Origin of the sequence: Neorhizobium huautlense, from assembly GCF_002968575.1 — a bacterium.
In the GTDB taxonomy this organism is placed as follows: Bacteria; Pseudomonadota; Alphaproteobacteria; order Rhizobiales; family Rhizobiaceae; genus Neorhizobium; species Neorhizobium huautlense.
The window spans coordinates 225,025-243,106 of record NZ_PVBM01000007.1 but is presented as its reverse complement, the minus strand read 5'-3'; the positions used below and the strand labels follow the sequence as shown (position 1 = coordinate 243,106).

Genomic DNA, 18,082 nt, shown 5'->3' with positions numbered 1-18,082 from the left:
GACCGAAATGGCCCTCTCTGTCCTCGCCTACAACATCCTCCGCGCGATCAATATCAACACCGCCACCTCATGAAACCAAAAAGAGGCCCCGGTCATCCGGAGCCTCCAATCGTTTCCACACAGCCTGGAGATCCGGGCTTTTTTCATGCTCAGCCGGCCGATTTCATCTCGCCATAGTGCGAAAAGCGCTTGCTGAAAACATCCGGCCAGGAAGCCAGTTCCGGACGACCCTCGGCCCACTGTCCGTTGAAACGCAGGTCGAGATAACCGATCAGTGCCGCCAGTGCGAAATGGCCGCCATGCAGTTTCTTGCCCGTCTTCGGCAGATTCTTTTCCAGATAGTCGAGGCCGCGAACGGTCTTTTCCCACTGCTTGTCAATCCAGGGCTGGTAGATCTTGTCTTCAGGCCGGAAACGGCGCTCATAGATGATCGCCAGCAGGCAATCCATGATGCCATCGCACAAGGCCTCCAGAACTTCTGCCTCGGTGCGCTTTTCATCCTTCCTCGGATAGAGCTTTCCGCCCGACAGCCGGTCGAGATAATGCATGATTGCGACGCTGTCGTAGATCGGCGGCTCGCCGTCCCGGATCAACACCGGAATCTTGCCGAGCGGATTGTTGTCGATCAGTTCAGCGGGATTGGCGTTGGTGTCGGTCTTCACCTCGGTAATCCGGATGCCGAGATAGCGGGCGGCCATCCGCGTCTTGGCGGCATAGGGGGAGGCCGGCGAATATAACAGCTTCATCGTTGATCCTCTTCTGAAGTCATTGAGCGGGAGGCAGGGTGATTTGGCTGATCTTGCAGCCGTCGCCGTCCACCTCCGGGCAATCGCGGAAAGACAGGTCCTTGGTCAGGCATATGCGCACCTCTTCCAGCTGCTTTCCTTCGCAGCTTGCAGCAATTCCCCGGCGGCTCATACCCGGATTCGCGGCAATGAATCTCTCTTCGATCTGATCGGCCGAGACCGTTAAGGAGGTTTCTCCACGGGAGAGATCGGATGGCAGGCGGATGCGCCCGAAGGCCTCGCGGACCTTGGCGAAATAGTCGCGCTGGTTCAAACCCGTGCAGCTTCCATGTTTTCGCCATTGATGGCCGACAAGTCCCATGGACGGCATGATGTCGAACATGGTCTGGCCGAGCGAGCGCGGCACGCGCTCCGGTTCACGCGTTTGGCAGAAATCGGGATAACCTTTTTCATATTGCGGCCAGAGCCCATGGACGATGAAACGGAAATCCTCGTTGCCACCGCATTGCTGCTCGTTCCGGCCACCATTTTGCGAGGCACAGAAGGTCGGAGACCAGGAGAGCGACAGAACGTAGAAATCGAATTGCCCCGCCTGATCCTGCGCGGGCGCTATTGAAGCGGAGCCAAGAAAACAGGCAAGGAGGCAACCAAAAGCGCGCCGGCGAAGTTGATCGGTCAAAGGTGCCCCCTGAGTGAATTAAGCGACCGAAGCCTTAACGGTATTGATTTAAACAGGGGCGGGAGGAACGGCAATATCGGAATGAAATTCAAGAAGTACTTCTGGCCTGTGGTCGGAGCCATAACCATCGTCGTTTCGGCAAGGTTTCTCTACAAGGAGCTTCGCGGGCTGTCGCTCGACGAGCTGGGGAACAGCTTCGGCGCGATCTCGGCGGGAAACTGGATGCTCTGTGGTTTGTCCACATTGCTGGCCTATGCCGCGCTCGCCGGTTATGACCGGATCGCGCTGATGCATCTCGGTCGCAAGGTGAACTGGTTTTTCATCACCCTCTGTTCCTTTACCACCTATGCGCTCTCTCACAATATCGGCGCATCCGTCGTATCGGGCGCCGTGGTGCGGTATCGCGCCTATTCCGCCAAAGGGCTGACGCCGGCCGAGATCGGGGTGCTGATCGCCGTCTGCTCCTTCACATTCATTCTAGGCACACTCTTTCTCGCCGGCATCGTGTTGATCATCGAGCCCGAGGTTACGGGCCGTTTCGGCGACCTCCTTCCATTGGAGGCAACAGCGGCGACGGGATATGTGCTGCTCGGGCTGGTGGCGCTCTATGTGGCGGCGAGTTTCATGAAGCTCCGGCCGCTTCAGATCGGCTCGCTGAAGATATTTTATCCCGAGCCGCCGGTCGTGCTGCCGCAGCTGCTGATCGCCCCGATCGAGCTCATAGGGGCTGCCGGAATCATCTATTTCGCGCTGCCTGAGGTGGGAAATCCGGGCTTTATGATCGTACTCGGCATCTTCCTGATCTCCTTTTCGGCTGCACTGATTTCCCATGCGCCAGGCGGGCTTGGCGTACTCGAGCTTGTCTTCATCACGGGACTGCCGGACATGGACCAGGCCGGTGTGATTGCTGCCCTGCTGATCTTCCGGCTCTTCTACCTTCTTATCCCGTTTGCGATGGCGCTGGTGGTGGTCCTGTTCTTCGAGCGGTCGCGGTGGCGGATCGAGCATCCGCCGGACCTCGAGCGCGGCAAGCGGGAAAACTCCTGAAGCCGGTTATTCTCCGCGGAGCCAGAAAGCCCGCTGCGAGGCAAAGCGGTCCTGCGCCAGAATGTCCTTCAGCACCGGCAGGAGTGCGTGCAGCTCGTCCTTCAGCGTAAAAGGCGGATTGACGACGACGAGGCCCGAGCCTGATAGCCCGGTTGCTTCCCGGTCGCTTTTCACCGTGAGTTCGGCGCAGAGCATCTTCGGGATTTCCAGCGCTTGCAATTCCTCGTGAAAGGCCTTGATCGGCGCGCCCTTCTTGATCGGATACCAGAGGCAGTAGGTGCCGCCCGGGAAGCGACGCCAGGCATGGGCGAGCCCCTGGGCGAGGCGGGTATATTCTCCCTCCTCCTCGAAGGGGGGATCGACGATGATAATGCCGCGCTTCTCCTTCGGCGGCAGATGCGCGCCAAGCGCCAGCCAGCCGTCGAGTTCCGTCGCCCGTACCTGGAAGTCGCCCTCGAAGAGATTGTGCAGGCGGTTGAAGTCCTCCGGATGCAGCTCCATCGCAGAAAGCCTGTCCTGCGGGCGGAACAGCATGCGTGCAAGCTTCGGAGAGCCGGGATAAAATTTCAGCCCGCCATTCGGATTCAGGTCCTTGACCGCCGTCAGATAGGGCTCGAGCAGCTCCGATATTTTTGCGGGCAGCTCGGCTTCCATCAGCCGGCCGATGCCGTCTCGCCATTCGCCGGTCTTCTGCGCCTCGTCGGAGGAAAGGTCGTAGAGCCCGATGCCGGCATGGGTATCGAGGACACGGAATGCCTTGTCCTTCTTCTGGGCGTAGCGGATCAACCGCGCCAGGATGGTGTGCTTGAGGACGTCCGCGAAATTGCCTGCGTGATAGATATGCCGGTAGTTCATCGTCGCTGCTGTCCCGCGTGAATAATATCGATGCGCCGCAAATCGCACTTTTTGCAGGGCTCGGCTTGCAATATAGAAAAGCCATGAACGTTGCGACCCCGATCACCGCGAAAACCGCCGCCGAGCCGACCAAGGTCGGCCACACCGTCTGTCCGCACGACTGTCCTTCCGCCTGCGCGCTGGATGTCGATCTCACGCCCGACGGCCGCATCGGCCGCGTGCGCGGCTCCGCCGACAATACCTATACGGCCGGCGTCATCTGCGCCAAGGTCGCCCGTTATTCCGAGCGGATCTACCATCCCGGTCGGCTGATGGTGCCGAAGCGGCGCAAGGGCCGGAAGGGCGGGGGCGACTGGCAGGAGCTTTCCTGGGAAGCGGCGCTGGACCAGATTGCCGACGCCTTCGTCAAGGCGGAAGCCAAGCACGGTTCCGAAGCCGTTTGGCCCTATTTCTATGCCGGCACGATGGGGCAGGTGCAGCGCGATTCGATCGAGCGGCTGCGGCACGCCAAGAAATATTCCGGCTTCTTCGGCACGATCTGCACCAACATGGCCTGGACCGGCTATGTGATGGGGACCGGAGCACTTCGCGGTCCCGATCCGCGCGAGATGGCGAAGTCGGACTGCGTGGTGATCTGGGGCACCAACGCCGTCTCCACCCAGGTCAACGTGATGACCCACGCGGTGAAGGCGCGCAAGGAACGCGGCGCCAGGATCGTCGTCGTCGACATCTACGACAACCCGACCATGAATCAGGCCGACATGGCGCTGGTGGTGAGGCCTGGCACCGATGCGGCGCTCGCCTGCGCGGTGATGCACATCGCCTTCCGGGACGGTTATGCCGACCGCGGATACATGGAAAGATACGCGGACGATCCGGCAGGATTGGAGGCGCATCTCAAATCGAAGACGCCGGAATGGGCCTCGGCGATCACGGGTCTTTCTGTCGAGGAGATCGAGACTTTCGCCCGTCTCGTCGGCACGACGAAGAAGACCTTCTTCCGGCTGGGCTACGGGTTCGCCCGCCAGCGCAACGGCACCGCCGCCATGCATGCGGCGCTGTCGATCGCGACCGTGCTCGGCTCCTGGCAATACGAAGGTGGCGGCGCCTTTCACAACAACGGCGGTATTTTTCGGCTCAACAAGTCGGAGCTGATGGGGACCGCCTACGCTGATCCCGATATCCGCCAGCTCGATCAGTCTCAGATCGGCCGGGTCCTGACCGGCGACGCCGAAGCCCTTCGATATGGCGGGCCGGTGACAGCTCTTCTGATCCAGAACACCAATCCGATGAATGTCGCGCCGGAGCAGCGGCTGGTTCGGCAAGGCTTCATGCGTGACGACCTGTTCGTTGCCGTGCACGAGCAGTTCATGACCGATACTGCGGAGGTGGCCGACATCGTGCTGCCGGCCACCATGTTCCTCGAACATGACGACATCTATCGCGCGGGCGGGCAGAACCATATCCTGCTCGGACCGAAGCTCGTCGAGCCGCCGGAAACCGTGCGCACCAACCTCTTCGTCATCGAGGAGCTCGCAAAGCGGCTCGGTGTCGATCATTATTCCGGCTTCGGCCTCGATGAACGCGAGCATATCGACCGCCTGCTAAGGGCTAGCGGCTGGTCGGGATACGACGCGCTGAAACGCGATCGCTGGATCGATGCGCAGCCTGATTTCGAGACCGCTCACTATCTGAAGGGTTTCGGATATCCGGACGGGAAATTCCGTTTCAGCCCGGACTGGGCGAATGGTCCGTCACCCAACAAGCCGCCGAAGAACCTCGGGGCTATGGGACCAGTGGCGGAACTGCCGAAATTTCCAGACCAGGTCGACGTGATCGAGTTGGTGGACGAGGCGCATCCCTTCCGGCTCGCGACCTCTCCTTCGCGCAGTTTCCTGAATTCCACATTCGCGGAAACGAGAAGCTCGATCCAAAAGGAGGGGCGGCCGGAAGTCATGATCGAGCCATCCGACGCGGCGCGATTGGGGATCGTGGATGGCGATATCGTCCGTCTCGGCAATATGCGCGGCGAAATCCGTCTGCATGCGCGGTTGGTGCCCGGCGCACGCCCGGGCGTGCTGATCGCCGAAGGCCTGTGGCCGAACAAGGCGCATCTCGACGGCGAGGGTATCAACGTTTTGACCGGCGCCGACGCGGTAGCGCCCTATGGCGGAGCGGCCTTCCACGACAACAAGGTTTGGCTTCGCAGGGACGTCGCATGACGGATACGGGGGATCGGGTGAAAATCGTCAGCGAAAAGACGCTGTCGGATGGCTGGACGCGCCTTTCGAGCTACGAGCTCGATTACACCGACCGCGACGGCGCCACCCATCGGCTGCACCGCGAGATCTATCACCGCACGCCCGCGGCCTGCATTCTGCTTTATGACCCGAAGCGCGATACGGTCGTGCTGGTGAAGCAGTTCCGGCTGCCGGCCTACCTCGCCGGGAAACGTGCCTGGCTTGTCGAGGTGCCAGCCGGTCTTCTCGACGAAGATCATCCGGAGGATGCGATTCGCCGCGAAGCGATGGAGGAGACGGGTTACCGTCTGCGCAACGTGCGTTTCCTGTTCAAGGCCTTCATGTCGCCCGGCGCGATCATGGAACACGTCCATTTCTTCTTCGCCCCGGTCGATCTTGCCGACCGCATTAATGGCGGTGGCGGCCTGGCGCAAGAGCACGAGGATATCGAGGTTCTGGAACTGCCGCTCGATGAAGCCCTTGCGATGATCGAAAGCGGCGAGATCTGCGACGCCAAGACGATCATGCTGCTGCAGTGGGCCGTGATCAATCGCGATAAGCTATCGGGCTAACTGCCGCCCGGCCGTAACGGTTGGCCTAGAGTGCTGGGGAGATCAGCCTAGCGTCGTCCTTTTCCGGCACGCCATCGAATACAGCCTTCGCCCCCTCCATCCGCACCTTCCCTTCGGCGAGTAGCTTGAGCGACAGCGGGTAGAGCTTGTGCTCGACGGTCAGCACGCGGGCGGCGAGCGTCTCGGCGGTATCGCCGGCAAGCACAGGCACGGCGGCCTGGGCGAGGATAGGGCCTTCATCCATGCCTTCCGTTACGAAATGTACGGTGCAGCCGGCGATCTTCATGCCCGCGTCAATGGCGCGCTGGTGCGTGTTGAGGCCGGCGAAAAGCGGCAGGAGGGCAGGGTGGATGTTGAGGATGCGGCCTTCATAGCGGCTGATGAAGTCTCCTGACAGGAGCCGCATGAAGCCGGCAAGGCAGAGGATGTCGGGCCGGATTTCATCCAGCGCCGACAGCATCGCCGCCTCATGATCCTGTTTGCTTGCGAAGCTCTTGCGCTCGAAGACGAAGGTCTTGATGCCGCGTGCTTGCGCCTTGGCCAGCCCGCCCGCCGAAGCCTTGTCTGAAATGACCGCGACGATTTCGGCAGGAAAGCCCGGTGCCGCGCAGGCATCCGCGAGCGACAGCATGTTGGAGCCGCCGCCGGAAATGAAGACGGCGACGCGTTTGCGCGGCGTGCCGATCATAGGCCGAGTGTGCCCTGGTAGATCACGCCGGCGCCGCCCTCGGGGCGATCGACCATGCGGCCGAGCGGAACGACCACTTCGCCTTCCGTCCGGAGAATGTCGCTGACGGCTTGCGCATTTTCGGCGGCGACCACGACAATCATGCCGATGCCGCAGTTGAAGGTCCGCAGCATTTCCTTGGGCTCCACGCCTCCCGTCTTGGCCAGCCAGGAGAAGACGGGCGGAACGGGGATGGAATCGAGGTCGACTTCGGCCGCAAGGTTCTTCGGCAGCACGCGCGGGATGTTTTCCGGGAAACCGCCGCCGGTGATATGTGCGAGCGCCTTCAGCGCGCCGGTCTCGCGGATCGCCTTCAGGAGCGGCTTCACGTAGATGCGGGTGGGCGTGAGCAGCGCTTCACCCAGAGTCATGCCGTCACGGAAGGGAGCAGGTGCATCCCAGGCGAGGCCGGAAAGCGCTACGATCTTGCGGACCAGAGAAAAGCCGTTCGAATGGACCCCTGAAGAAGTGAGGCCGAGAATAAGGTCTCCGGCGGCGATATCGCCGACCGGCAGCAGCTGACCGCGTTCGGCCGCACCCACCGCAAAGCCTGCAAGATCGTAATCGCCATCGGAATACATCCCCGGCATTTCGGCGGTCTCGCCGCCGATCAACGCGCAGCCCGCCTCGCGGCAGCCGGCGGCGATGCCGGTGACGATCGCAGCACCCTGGTCGGGGTCGAGCTTGCCGGTTGCGAAGTAATCGAGGAACAGCAGAGGTTCCGCACCCTGCACGACGAGGTCGTTGACGCACATGGCGACGAGGTCGATACCGACGGTATCATGGAAGTCGGCATCGATGGCAATCTTCAGCTTGGTCCCGACGCCGTCGTTGGCCGCAACCAGGATCGGATCGGTAAAGCCTGCGGCCTTGAGATCGAAGAGGCCGCCGAAGCCGCCGATCTCACCGTCCGCGCCCGGCCGGCGGGTGGAGCGCACAGCCGGTTTGATCTTCTCCACCAAGAGGTTGCCCGCGTCGATATCGACACCGGCATCGCTATAGGTGAGACCGTTTTTGCCCGCCTCGCTCATCGTCCGTCTCCAATGGCCATTTTAGCGGCCCGCCATTGCACGACATGGCGTCGGATGCAAGCGTTGCCAGCGCTTTTGAAGGCTTTTCACAGCGCTCGCCGCACTGCGATCGAACTCTTGACCACGCGGGCGCGGGCATCCTATCCCTGTCTGCGACCGCGGTCACGCTTGAAGGGAGCGGCGATGCCATACCATGTCAACGGTGCAAACCTCAGGCGCCACATTCTTTTCTGGGTCGGCGCGCTGGCGGTCGTCGTCGTTTTTCTCTGGTTCTTCCGCTCCATTCTGCTGCCTTTCGTAGCGGGCATGGCGCTCGCCTATTTTCTCGATCCGGTTGCCGACTGGCTGGAGCGGCGCGGACTGAGCCGGCTGATGGCGACCGTGGTGATCCTCGTCTGTTTCGTGCTGGTCTTCGTGCTGTCGCTGATGCTGGTGATCCCGATCATCATCAACCAGTTCACCGAATTTGCCGCAGCTCTGCCGGGTTATATCTCCCAGCTGCAGCAGATCATCTCCAGCCCCGAAACCTCCTTCCTGCCCTCTTGGGTCGGCAGCCAGATCGAGACGATCAAACAGAACTTCTCCGAAGTGCTGAGCCAGGGCGCCGGTTTTATAGGTTCGCTGCTCGGCCAGATTTGGAATTCCGGCAAGGCGATCGTCGATGTGGTCTCCTTGCTAATCGTCACGCCCGTGGTTGCCTTCTACATCCTGCTCGACTGGGACCGGATGGTGGCGAAGGTCGACAACTGGATTCCGCGCGACCAGGTGCATACCGTGCGCCGGATTGCCCGCGAGATGGATGAATCGGTTGCCGGTTTCATCCGCGGCCAGGGTTCGCTCTGCCTTATCCTCGGTATCTTCTACGCGGTGGGCCTGTCGATCGTCGGCCTCAATTTCGGGCTCCTGATAGGCTTTGTGTCCGGCATGATCAGCTTCATTCCCTATATCGGTTCGCTGATCGGGCTGGTGCTTTCGGTCGGCGTGGCGCTGGTGCAGTTCTGGCCGGATTATCCGTGGATACTGGCGGTTGCCGGCGTCTTCTTCGTCGGCCAGTTTGTCGAGGGCAACATTCTGCAGCCGAAGCTGGTGGGCGAAAGCGTCGGGCTGCATCCCGTCTGGCTGATGTTCGCGCTCTTTGCATTCGGCGCGATGTTCGGCTTCGTGGGTCTTTTGATCGCGGTACCGGCCGCGGCTGTGGTCGGCGTGCTTGTCCGCTTCGCCCTGTCGCGGTATCTTGACAGCGACATCTATTACGGCCGGACGGCCACGCTTCCCTGGCAGGAAGAGCCACCGCCCCGTGTGCTGGAGCACAGCGGAAACGACGCCCAGATCGGCGCACCGAAAGACCAATGACACAAGCAAGCGAACGCGAGCGGCGTAAAAGCGAGCAATTGCCGCTGCAATTCACCCATGATGCGGCGAAAGGCCGGGATGACCTGCTGGTTTCCGAGCGCCTGGCGGCGGCCGTTGCGATCGTCGATGAATGGCCGGCCTGGCCATCGCCGGTCGTCGTGCTGGCAGGGCCTGTCGGATCAGGCAAGTCGCACCTTGCCCACATCTGGCGCGAAAAGGCCGGCGCGGTCGACATTCATCCGGTCGTGGGTTCGAATGCCGCCGCACTGGCAGCGGCCGGCCCGGTGCTTTTCGAAGATGCCGAGCGACGCGGTTTTGACGAGACGGAACTCTTCCACGTGATCAACAGCGTGCGGCAGAACGGCCATAGCCTGCTGATGACGTCCAGGCTCTGGCCGATGTCATGGGGCGTGACACTGCCCGACCTCAAGTCGCGCCTGAAAGCGGCGACCGTCGTGGAGATCGGCGAACCGGACGAGGAACTGCTGGCGCAGGTGATCGTGAAACTTTTTGCCGACCGGCAGCTTTATATCGATGACAAACTCGTGGGCTATATCGTCAACCGCATGGAGCGTTCTCTCGGCGCCGCCCAGGCGATCGTCGAGCGGCTGGACCGTCTGGCACTTGCCCGCGGCACCCGGATCACCCGGTCGATGGCCGCGGAAGTGCTCAACGATTATGGAAATTCAGGCCCCGGCGATTGACTGTGACAGTTCGCTCGTCGAATTATGTTCAGCCCCAAGGGGTTAGCGGAGGTGACCAGATGGATTCGATGACGACGGAAAAGCAGCAGCCCGAGCCGACGGCGGCAGATGCCGTCGATCAATTGCTGTCGAGCCCGGATCGTTTCATCAACCGCGAATTCTCCTGGCTGCAGTTCAACCGGCGCGTTCTGGAAGAAACGCTGAACACGGCTCACCCGCTTCTGGAACGGGTGCGCTTCCTGTCGATCTCGGCGACCAACCTCGACGAGTTCTTCATGGTCCGTGTCGCGGGCCTCGAGGGTCAGGTGCGGCAGGGGATAGCCATCCGCAGCCCGGACGGCAAGACGCCCGCCGAACAGCTCGATGCGATCCTGCAGGAGATCGACAACCTGCAGATGGAGCAGCAGGCCTCGCTTGCCGTGCTGCAACAATATCTCGCCAAGGAAGACATTCTGATCGTGCGGCCGGGGGCGCTTGCGCCGGAGGATCGCGCCTGGCTCGCCAATTCCTTCGATGCCGAACTCTTCCCGATCCTGACGCCGCTGTCGATCGATCCGGCCCATCCGTTTCCCTTCATTCCCAATCTCGGCTTTTCCATGGGCCTGCAGCTTCACAGCATGCACGGCAAGGAGCCGATGACAGGGCTCTTGCGCCTGCCGACGACGCTCGACCGTTTCATCCGTCTCCCCGACGACGGCGCCACGATCCGCTACATCACGCTCGAAGACGTGGTCGGCATGTTCACCGACAGGCTGTTTCCCGGCTACGAGGTGAGGGGCGCCGGCACCTTCCGCATCATTCGCGACAGCGATATCGAAGTGGAGGAAGAGGCCGAAGACCTGGTGCGCTTCTTCGAGACGGCGCTGAAACGCCGCCGCCGCGGCAAGGTCATCCGCATCGAGACGGATTCGGAAATGCCTGCTTCGCTGCGCCAGTTTGTGGTTCAGGAATTGGGCGTGCCGGAAAACCGGGTTGCCGTTCTGCCGGGCCTGCTGGCGCTGAATACGCTTTCGGAAATCGCCAAGGCGCCGCGCGACGACCTGAGGTTCGAGCCCTACAATGCCCGATTTCCGGAACGCGTCCGTGAGCATGCTGGCGATTGCCTCGCCGCCATCCGCGAAAAGGACATGGTGGTTCACCATCCTTACGAGTCCTTTGACGTGGTTGTGCAGTTTCTTCTGCAGGCGGCGCGCGATCCTGATGTACTCGCGATCAAGCAGACGCTCTACCGAACCTCCAACGACAGCCCGATCGTCCGAGCGCTGATCGACGCAGCCGAAATGGGCAAGTCGGTGACGGCGCTGGTGGAGTTGAAGGCCCGTTTCGACGAAGAAGCCAATATTCGCTGGGCGCGCGACCTGGAGCGCGCCGGCGTTCAGGTCGTCTTCGGGTTCATCGAATTGAAGACCCATGCCAAGATGTCGATGGTGGTGCGCCGCGAGGACGGCAAGCTCAGAACCTATTGCCACCTCGGCACCGGCAACTATCACCCGGTGACTGCAAAGATCTACACCGACCTTTCCTTCTTCACCTGCAACCCGAAGATCGCCCATGACATGGCGAACATCTTCAACTTCATCACCGGCTACGGCGAACCGGCGGAAAGCATGAAGCTTGCGGTTTCGCCCTATACGCTTCGCCCACGCATCCTGAAACATATCGAGGAGGAGATCTGCCACGCACAGGCGGGCAAGCCGGCGGCGATCTGGATGAAGATGAATTCGCTGGTCGATCCGGAAATCATCGACGCCCTCTACAGGGCAAGCCGCGCGGGTGTCGAAGTGGATCTGGTGGTGCGCGGCATCTGCTGCCTGCGTCCGCAGGTGCCGGGGCTCTCCGACAATATCCGCGTCAAGTCGATCGTCGGCCGCTTCCTGGAGCACAGCCGCATCTTTTGCTTCGGCAACGGTTACGGCCTGCCGTCCGACAAGGCGCTCGTCTATATCGGCTCCGCCGACATGATGCCGCGCAACCTCGACCGGCGTGTCGAGACGCTCGTGCCGCTCCTGAACCCGACTGTGCATGAGCAGGTCCTCTCGCAGATCATGCTGGGCAACCTGATTGACAACCAGCAAAGCTACGAGATATTGCCCGACGGCACGTCGCGGCGCATGGAAGTGCGCAAGGGCGAGGAACCTTTTAACGCGCAGCACTATTTTATGACCAATCCGAGCCTGTCCGGGCGCGGTGAAGCTTTGAAATCGAGTGCTCCGAAACTGATTGCCGGCGTGATGTCGGGACGCAAGAAATAGGCAATATGGTAAGATCAGAAGCCCAGGGGCGCCTTCCGGGCATTGCCCCTGTTTCCGTCATCGACATCGGCTCGAACTCGGTCCGTGTCGTCATCTATGAAGGCATGTCGCGCGCGCCGACCATCCTCTTCAACGAGAAGGTGCTTTGCGGGCTGGGCAAAGGCCTAGGGTCGAGCGGCCGCATGGACGACGAAGGCGTGGCGCGGGCGCTGGCGGCATTGAAGCGCTTCCGCGCGCTTTCCGCACAGGCGCAGGCAAGCCAGGTCTATGTGCTCGCCACCGCCGCTGCACGTGAAGCTTCAAACGGCCCCGATTTCATCCGCGAGGCGGAGGAGATTCTCGGTCAGCCGGTTCAGGTCCTCTCGGGCGAGGAAGAGGCGCGTTACTCGGCGCTCGGGGTCATCAGCGGCTTCCACGACCCCGACGGGATTGCCGGCGATCTCGGCGGCGGCTCGTTGGAACTGATCGACATAAGGGGCCAGGAATTCGGCCGAGGCATCACCCTGCCGCTCGGGGGGCTGCGGTTGTCCGAATCCTCCGGCAATTCGCTCTCCAAGGCTCGCGCGTTTGCCCGCAAGCAGGTCAATACCGCCCGCTTCCTGAAAGAGGGCGCAGGCCGCACCTTCTATGCAGTCGGCGGCACATGGCGAAACATCGCCAAGCTCCACATGGAGATCAGCAAATATCCTCTGCATATGATGCAGGGCTACGAATTGCCCCTCGAAGAGATGCAAAGGTTCCTCGACGAGGTAGTTGCGGCCAAGGATTCCAAAGATCCGGCCTGGCAGGCGGTATCGAAAAGCCGTCGCTCGCTTCTGCCCTTCGGCGCCATCGCCATGCAGGAAGTGCTGAATGTGATGAAGCCGGCGCGGGTGAGCTTTTCGGCCCAGGGCGTCCGCGAAGGTTATCTCTATTCCTTGTTGCCGGACGAGGAGAAGGCGAGCGATCCGCTTCTGGTTGCCGCCGATCAGCTCGCCATCCTGCGCGCCCGATCGCCCGAACACGCCCGCGAGCTTGCCGACTGGACCGGCCGGATGGTGCCGGCTTTCGGAATTACCGAGACCGAAGAGGAAAGCCGCTATCGCCAAGCGGCCTGCCTGCTTGCCGATATCAGCTGGCGGGCTCATCCGGACTATCGCGGCCTGCAGGCATTGAACCTGATTGCCCATTCATCCTTTGTGGGCATCACCCATGCGGGCCGGGCCTATCTGGCGCTTGCCAACTACCATCGCTTCGAGGGCCTGCACGACGACGGCGAGACCGGTCCCCTCGCCACGATTGCAACACCGCGCCTTCTCGACCTTGCCAAACTGCTCGGCGGCCTGCTCAGGGTCGTATACCTGTTTTCCGCGTCCATGCCGGGTCTCGTCCACAACCTGACCTTCCGGCCCTCGTCCAACCCGAACCTCGACCTCGAATTCGTCGTGCCGCACGCCTACAGCAATTTTGCCGGCGAGCGGTTGGATGGACGGCTGCAGCAATTGGCAAGGCTGACGGGCAAGCGGCTGGCATTTGTGTTCGAGTAGGCTGGGGCAGGCGCGCCGTCATGGCTTACGCATGTGCCGGCCGCCAATGCGGATAGGTGACATAGGCCGTCACTGCGCCTTCTTCGTGCGACCGGATGGTCACCGCTTCGCCTTTGGGCATGTACACAATCTCGCCGGGTCCCGCCGTGACCGTACCGGCGTCAGTAGAGACCGAAAGGCGTCCTTCCAGAATGATCATGACATCATCCACTGCCATCGTCTCTGTGAGGCTCTGGTTAGGCGCATAGCGTCCATAACCGATGGTGATCGGCCCCCCGTGCCGTTCGTCGACCAGATTGCCGACAAACACGTCTGCCTGCTCACCGGGGGAACGCTCTAACGACGTGTCGCTGATCGTGAACTTACGGATTTTCATCGTTTCTCTCCATCCTGTGCGCAGAGGCAGCGCGCAGATACTGCGCGCCAAGACAGGTTGCAAACTTGCGAGGAGTACGTTCGGTTCCGGCCCTGGGCTACTCAGTGACCTCCAAGCCCTAAACGAAAAGAGCACCCGGCTTTCACCGGACGCCCTCGATTTCGTAAGATTTCCCGCTTACTTCGCAGCCAGGAACTCACCCACTTCGATGAGACTGAATTCGTTGTTGTCGGCCTTGTCGACGGCGCGGCCGGCAGAGAAGGGCAGGTTGTTGTCGTTGCCGATGACGAGATGGGTGGCGTCGACGATGTCGACGTTCTCGATCGTCACGAAAGGCATGTCGTAGATACCTTCGATATTGCCTGCCTTCTTCTTTTCCTCGGGATCCTGGATCTTCATCAGGTCGATATAGCCGATCTTGCGGACCGCCCGGCCGACATTGGCATCGCTCATCTCGATCTTGTAGACGCGCTTGTGCTTCGCCGGCGCGTTGAAGCAGGCGGCTTCCGGCTTGGTCGGATCGGCGCAGGCGCGGTCGGCGGCGCCGGACCCGTTGTCGCGCTCGATGACAAGTGCGGTCGTCTCGTCGATCATATTGAAGTCGCCGATCGCTTCGCCGCCCTTGGACAAAGGGTAGAGCCAGGAACGGCCCGTCCACTTCTTGGAGGCGACATCGAACTCGATGACCCGCAGCGCCGTCTGCCCGTCCACCTGTTCTACCTGCCCGTCTTCCTTGTAGATTGCGCCTTCCAGAAGGCCATAGAGCTTGGAGCCGTCTTTCGACATGGCCATCCCCTCATAGCCGCCGGAGCGCTTCAGGTTGAAGGCGCCCATCTTGGCAGCGGGATTGGCTGGCGTCGTGAGGGTGGGATTGTCCGGCGAGGAAACCGGCTTGCCGTCGAGCAGCGTCGGCACGACATCGGTGAGGCGACCCTGCAGATCGACCTTGATCACATAGGGGCCGAATTCATCGCCGAGCCAGAAACCGTCGGCCACCGGTTGGATCGATTCGATATCGAAATCGGCGCCGGTGAGATAACGCGTGTCGGACGCTTCCATGGCGATCGGGAACGGCGCGATCTTGTTCGGGTCAGAGAGGAAGACGTTCTTGAGCACTTCAGTCTTGTTGCCGGTCCAGTCGAACTTCATCTGGTGCAGGAAGAGCATGGCGTCGGAGGAATTGGCTTTCGAGCCGAAGCCGTTGTCGGAGAGCGTCCAGAACGTGCCGTCGGCCATGCTCTTGATCCCGGAAAAACCCTGGATCGGCTGGCCGTCGAGCGGCAGTTTGACGTCGGTGATACGGGCGCCGTCCTTGCCCGGCAACGTGCCGAGGGCTTCGGTGCGCTTGCGGTCGGCCGTGGTGAACTTGCCGGAGGTCTTCAGGAAGGCTGGGGCATCGGCAGGTGCCGCCACGACCGTGTTGGCCGGCAGGACCGCCTGTCCGACGAGTTTGGCCGGATAGGCCTTTTCTTCGGCTGAGGCAGAACCGCCGAAGAGTGTGGCGAGCGCGACGGAAGCGAGAAGGAGTCTGGTCATGGAGCACCCTTTGGGTTGGCGTGATGGCAACCGCTTAAGGAGGGCGCATGACGGGCAGGTGATGGAACTTTGAACCTTCGATGAAGCTTTGGTGACGGGATTTTTAAACGCTAAAAGGCTCGTTATGTGCTTTGCCGCAGCGCCACCCACCGGCCTGGCGTCATGCCGAACGTCTTCTTGAAATGGCGGGTGAAATGGGCCTGATCGGCAAAGCCGGCATCGGCCGCCGCATCCGCAAGACTGTCGCCTTCCGACAGCCGGAGCTTGGCGCGGTCAAGCTTGCGCATGACGAGATAGCGGTGCGGGCTGGTGCCGAGAAGGCGGCGGAACTGCCGCGCGGTGGTATAGCGGTCGAGGCCGCTGACGGCCTCCAGTTCTTCCGAAGAGACGGCGCGGTCGCAATTCTCCTGCAGATAGTCGCGGCAGCGGAGGATGGCCTCGCGCGCCGTCGACGCGCCCGAGGCGCCACCACGGCTATCGGCGTGACGCCAGAGGCTCTGGGCGAGACGGACGACGATATCGTCCAGCAGCAATTCCTGCGGCTCGGCCTCGAGATCGTCGAGCGCCTCGGCGAGGCATTGGCGGAAATCCGGATCTTCGACCACAGGCGAGGGCACGAAGGGCAGGCTGATTGCGGCTCCGTTCGCCTCGATCAGCCGCTCGGGCGGCAGATAGAGCATGCGGTAGCGCAAGCCGTCTTCCGTGCCGGCGGCACCGTCATGCACTTCGTCCGGATGCAGCACGATGACATTGCCCGGCATGCTGGTGCGGAGTGCGCCCCGATACTGAAAGGTCTGCACCCCGGAAACCGTGAAACCGAGCGCATAGGTATCGTGCCGGTGGGGAGAAAAACCGTTCCCATGGAAGCGCGCTTCTATCCGTTCGATGCCGAGGGAGGAAGGAGCCTGCACGATGCCGTCGGGCTTCTCCAGCGCTCCGCACGAACGTTCAAGACCGCCGGCAGGCGCCGCCGTTATCTCGTTCCCTCTCGCATAACCTTCGACGGAATTATTCTTCATGTTCGATACCAAGATCGCGATCGTGCTTCGCGATGACCTCGCTCCCTGGCAGGAGCTCAACGTGACAGCATTCCTGACGAGCGGCATCATCGCCCAGCATCCAGCGGTCATCGGCGAAGCATATCGGGATGCGGCAGGCCATGTCTACAATCCGATGAGCATCCAGCCGATCGTCGTTCTGGCGGCGGACCGGGAGACGCTTCGGGCCGTCCACCGCCGCACACTGGAGCGCGAGGTGACGAGTTCGGCCTATATCGAGGAAATGTTCGCGACCGGCCACGATGCCGCCAACCGCGAGGTTTTTGCCAAGTTCGCGCCAGACAATGCGAAGCTGGTGGGCCTGGCGCTGAGAGCGGAAAAAAAGATCGTCGACAAGATCACCAAGGGCGCGAAGATGCACCCTTGAGCAACAGACTAGGCCTCCAGCGCCAGCACGGCAAAGCTCGCCAGCCAATGTTCGCCCATATAGTCGCCGGCGACATGGGGGAGAGCATGGCCGAGATGTTCCGCGGCGGTTCTTTCCATGACGGACCGCCGGGGATCGGCTCCCGGCAGCGCTTTCGCAAGCGAACGCCAGCACCAGGCGCGGGAAAGGTTCAATCCGTCCAGGTGGGCGATCTTACCGTCCGAGCGATCCGAAACGGAGGCCGGCGAAAAGAGCGTTGCGGGCTGCTCGGCTTTGATCGCTGGCAGGAAGCCGTCGAACCACCGGATAAAGGCATATTCCGGCATCAGCCGACGCATGCATTCTGCCTCGATCAGTGCGGATGAGAGGAAATCATCGCCGGAAGGCTCGCCCCAGGCCGGGCAGGCTTCGTCTCCGCCGTACCACCGCATTGCGGTCTTCTGGAGTAGATTTCCGAAGGCAGCGTCGCCGACCGCTTCGGCATAGTCGGCTGCGAGCCTGAGGGCGAAGGCGGTGTTGAAATGCGTGCCGACCCGGACCGGATAGGTGGCGATCGGCAGGAATTCGCTAAAGCGTCCGACGAACACGTCGGAGAGCGGTTTCAGGTTATCGAACCAGCGGCGCTCATCGAGCAGATACAATTCGGCGGAAAGCTTGAGCAGCCAGCCCCAGCCATAAGGGCGCTCGAATCCGCGGGCGAGCGGCGCCGCCATATAGGCGCATTCACCGGCAACATTTTCCGGCACTAGCATCTCGTCAAACAAGGAGCGAATGCTTTCGGCGGCCGGAATTTCGGGAAACTTGCGCAGGATATAGGCCAACATCCAGTAGCCGTGGACACAGGAATGCCAGTCGAGGCTACCGTAGAAGATCGGATGCAGCTGGCTGGGCGTCCTGGCATCTTCTGGGCCGGCAAAGGCATTGGCAGGCTTGTTCGGATACTCCCGCCGCACATGCCCGAGCGCAATCGTCGCAAATTGCTGGGCGGTTTCTGCGGTGAGGGACTGATGCAT

At 61.7% G+C, this 18,082-nt stretch carries 17 protein-coding genes; 8 read left to right on the top strand and 9 right to left on the bottom strand.

Going from position 1 to position 18,082, the window contains the following annotated elements:
* Window positions 1-149 precede the first annotated feature (149 nt).
* Together C5L12_RS10900 and C5L12_RS10895 are read right to left on the bottom strand one after the other, a co-directional pair.
* The gene (locus C5L12_RS10900; protein WP_105372057.1) at window positions 150-746 is read right to left on the bottom strand and encodes a glutathione S-transferase; all 597 of its coding nucleotides are present in this window, start codon (window positions 744-746) and stop codon (window positions 150-152) included.
* A gap of 19 nt (window positions 747-765) precedes the next feature.
* Window positions 766-1,359 carry a ribonuclease T2 family protein gene (locus C5L12_RS10895; protein WP_245422838.1) on the bottom strand — a complete coding sequence of 198 codons (594 nt, stop codon included), beginning with the start codon at window positions 1,357-1,359 and terminating at the stop codon, window positions 766-768.
* A gap of 147 nt (window positions 1,360-1,506) precedes the next feature.
* On the opposite strand from C5L12_RS10895, the gene C5L12_RS10890 reads away from it, so the two are divergent.
* Window positions 1,507-2,472, top strand: a complete 966-nt coding sequence (locus C5L12_RS10890; RefSeq protein WP_105372055.1) for a putative bifunctional lysylphosphatidylglycerol flippase/synthetase — start codon at window positions 1,507-1,509, stop codon at window positions 2,470-2,472.
* A gap of 6 nt (window positions 2,473-2,478) precedes the next feature.
* Here C5L12_RS10890 and C5L12_RS10885 read toward each other — a convergent pair whose 3' ends face one another.
* Window positions 2,479-3,327 carry a 23S rRNA (adenine(2030)-N(6))-methyltransferase RlmJ gene (locus C5L12_RS10885; protein WP_105372054.1) on the bottom strand — a complete coding sequence of 283 codons (849 nt, stop codon included), beginning with the start codon at window positions 3,325-3,327 and terminating at the stop codon, window positions 2,479-2,481.
* A gap of 83 nt (window positions 3,328-3,410) precedes the next feature.
* On the opposite strand from C5L12_RS10885, the gene C5L12_RS10880 reads away from it, so the two are divergent.
* Window positions 3,411-5,549 (top strand): molybdopterin-containing oxidoreductase family protein, encoded by a 2,139-nt coding sequence (locus tag C5L12_RS10880; protein ID WP_105372053.1) that lies wholly within the window; start codon window positions 3,411-3,413, stop codon window positions 5,547-5,549.
* Window positions 5,546-6,139, top strand: coding sequence for an NUDIX domain-containing protein (locus C5L12_RS10875; RefSeq protein ID WP_105372052.1), 594 nt, complete (start codon window positions 5,546-5,548; stop codon window positions 6,137-6,139). Before C5L12_RS10880 ends, C5L12_RS10875 begins: the two co-directional genes overlap by 4 nt.
* 25 nt (window positions 6,140-6,164) lie before the next feature.
* Here the strand turns inward: C5L12_RS10875 and purN are convergent, their stop codons facing one another.
* Together purN and purM are read right to left on the bottom strand one after the other, a co-directional pair.
* The gene (purN, locus tag C5L12_RS10870) at window positions 6,165-6,827 is read right to left on the bottom strand and encodes a phosphoribosylglycinamide formyltransferase (protein WP_105372051.1); all 663 of its coding nucleotides are present in this window, start codon (window positions 6,825-6,827) and stop codon (window positions 6,165-6,167) included.
* Window positions 6,824-7,897, bottom strand: coding sequence for a phosphoribosylformylglycinamidine cyclo-ligase (gene purM, locus C5L12_RS10865; protein WP_105372050.1), 1,074 nt, complete (start codon window positions 7,895-7,897; stop codon window positions 6,824-6,826). Before purM ends, purN begins: the two co-directional genes overlap by 4 nt.
* Window positions 7,898-8,080: 183 nt before the next feature.
* Between purM and C5L12_RS10860 the strand changes: the two genes are divergently transcribed.
* Genes C5L12_RS10860 through ppx form a run of 4 tightly spaced genes read left to right on the top strand, consistent with a single transcriptional unit; the run spans window position 8,081 to window position 13,732 of the window.
* Window positions 8,081-9,250, top strand: coding sequence for an AI-2E family transporter (locus tag C5L12_RS10860; RefSeq protein WP_105372049.1), 1,170 nt, complete (start codon window positions 8,081-8,083; stop codon window positions 9,248-9,250).
* Window positions 9,247-9,954 (top strand): DnaA regulatory inactivator HdaA, encoded by a 708-nt coding sequence (gene hdaA, locus C5L12_RS10855; RefSeq protein WP_105372048.1) that lies wholly within the window; start codon window positions 9,247-9,249, stop codon window positions 9,952-9,954. Before C5L12_RS10860 ends, hdaA begins: the two co-directional genes overlap by 4 nt.
* Window positions 9,955-10,013: 59 nt before the next feature.
* Window positions 10,014-12,206, top strand: coding sequence for an RNA degradosome polyphosphate kinase (locus C5L12_RS10850; RefSeq protein ID WP_105372047.1), 2,193 nt, complete (start codon window positions 10,014-10,016; stop codon window positions 12,204-12,206).
* A 5-nt stretch (window positions 12,207-12,211) separates the two neighbouring features.
* Window positions 12,212-13,732 (top strand): exopolyphosphatase, encoded by a 1,521-nt coding sequence (gene ppx / locus C5L12_RS10845; RefSeq protein ID WP_105372046.1) that lies wholly within the window; start codon window positions 12,212-12,214, stop codon window positions 13,730-13,732.
* A gap of 25 nt (window positions 13,733-13,757) precedes the next feature.
* Here the strand turns inward: ppx and C5L12_RS10840 are convergent, their stop codons facing one another.
* The 3 genes from C5L12_RS10840 to C5L12_RS10830 all read right to left on the bottom strand — a co-directional run bounded on the left by C5L12_RS10840 (window position 13,758) and on the right by C5L12_RS10830 (window position 16,555).
* Window positions 13,758-14,108, bottom strand: a complete 351-nt coding sequence (locus C5L12_RS10840) for an AraC family ligand binding domain-containing protein (RefSeq protein ID WP_105372045.1) — start codon at window positions 14,106-14,108, stop codon at window positions 13,758-13,760.
* Between the two features lie 177 nt (window positions 14,109-14,285).
* Window positions 14,286-15,644, bottom strand: a complete 1,359-nt coding sequence (locus tag C5L12_RS10835; RefSeq protein ID WP_105372044.1) for an esterase-like activity of phytase family protein — start codon at window positions 15,642-15,644, stop codon at window positions 14,286-14,288.
* Between the two features lie 122 nt (window positions 15,645-15,766).
* Window positions 15,767-16,555 (bottom strand): AraC family transcriptional regulator, encoded by a 789-nt coding sequence (locus C5L12_RS10830; RefSeq protein ID WP_170109083.1) that lies wholly within the window; start codon window positions 16,553-16,555, stop codon window positions 15,767-15,769.
* Window positions 16,556-16,661: 106 nt separating this feature from the next.
* On the opposite strand from C5L12_RS10830, the gene C5L12_RS10825 reads away from it, so the two are divergent.
* Window positions 16,662-17,069: a DUF2000 family protein gene (locus tag C5L12_RS10825; protein WP_105372042.1), complete on the top strand. Its 408-nt coding sequence runs from the start codon at window positions 16,662-16,664 to the stop codon at window positions 17,067-17,069.
* Between the two features lie 8 nt (window positions 17,070-17,077).
* Here C5L12_RS10825 and C5L12_RS10820 read toward each other — a convergent pair whose 3' ends face one another.
* Window positions 17,078-18,082 (bottom strand): DUF2891 domain-containing protein, encoded by a 1,005-nt coding sequence (locus tag C5L12_RS10820; RefSeq protein WP_105372041.1) that lies wholly within the window; start codon window positions 18,080-18,082, stop codon window positions 17,078-17,080.

Coding starts and splice junctions, on each gene's coding strand:
- C5L12_RS10900 (WP_105372057.1), bottom strand. CDS start 746: ATGAAGCTGTTATATTCGCCGGCCTCCCCCTATGCCGCCAAGACGCGG.
- C5L12_RS10890 (WP_105372055.1), top strand. CDS start 1,507: ATGAAATTCAAGAAGTACTTCTGGCCTGTGGTCGGAGCCATAACCATC.
- C5L12_RS10885 (WP_105372054.1), bottom strand. CDS start 3,327: ATGAACTACCGGCATATCTATCACGCAGGCAATTTCGCGGACGTCCTC.
- C5L12_RS10880 (WP_105372053.1), top strand. CDS start 3,411: ATGAACGTTGCGACCCCGATCACCGCGAAAACCGCCGCCGAGCCGACC.
- C5L12_RS10875 (WP_105372052.1), top strand. CDS start 5,546: ATGACGGATACGGGGGATCGGGTGAAAATCGTCAGCGAAAAGACGCTG.
- purN (WP_105372051.1), bottom strand. CDS start 6,827: ATGATCGGCACGCCGCGCAAACGCGTCGCCGTCTTCATTTCCGGCGGC.
- purM (WP_105372050.1), bottom strand. CDS start 7,897: ATGAGCGAGGCGGGCAAAAACGGTCTCACCTATAGCGATGCCGGTGTC.
- C5L12_RS10860 (WP_105372049.1), top strand. CDS start 8,081: ATGCCATACCATGTCAACGGTGCAAACCTCAGGCGCCACATTCTTTTC.
- hdaA (WP_105372048.1), top strand. CDS start 9,247: ATGACACAAGCAAGCGAACGCGAGCGGCGTAAAAGCGAGCAATTGCCG.
- C5L12_RS10850 (WP_105372047.1), top strand. CDS start 10,014: ATGGATTCGATGACGACGGAAAAGCAGCAGCCCGAGCCGACGGCGGCA.
- ppx (WP_105372046.1), top strand. CDS start 12,212: ATGGTAAGATCAGAAGCCCAGGGGCGCCTTCCGGGCATTGCCCCTGTT.
- C5L12_RS10840 (WP_105372045.1), bottom strand. CDS start 14,108: ATGAAAATCCGTAAGTTCACGATCAGCGACACGTCGTTAGAGCGTTCC.
- C5L12_RS10835 (WP_105372044.1), bottom strand. CDS start 15,644: ATGACCAGACTCCTTCTCGCTTCCGTCGCGCTCGCCACACTCTTCGGC.
- C5L12_RS10825 (WP_105372042.1), top strand. CDS start 16,662: ATGTTCGATACCAAGATCGCGATCGTGCTTCGCGATGACCTCGCTCCC.
- C5L12_RS10820 (WP_105372041.1), bottom strand. CDS start 18,082: ATGCATCAGTCCCTCACCGCAGAAACCGCCCAGCAATTTGCGACGATT.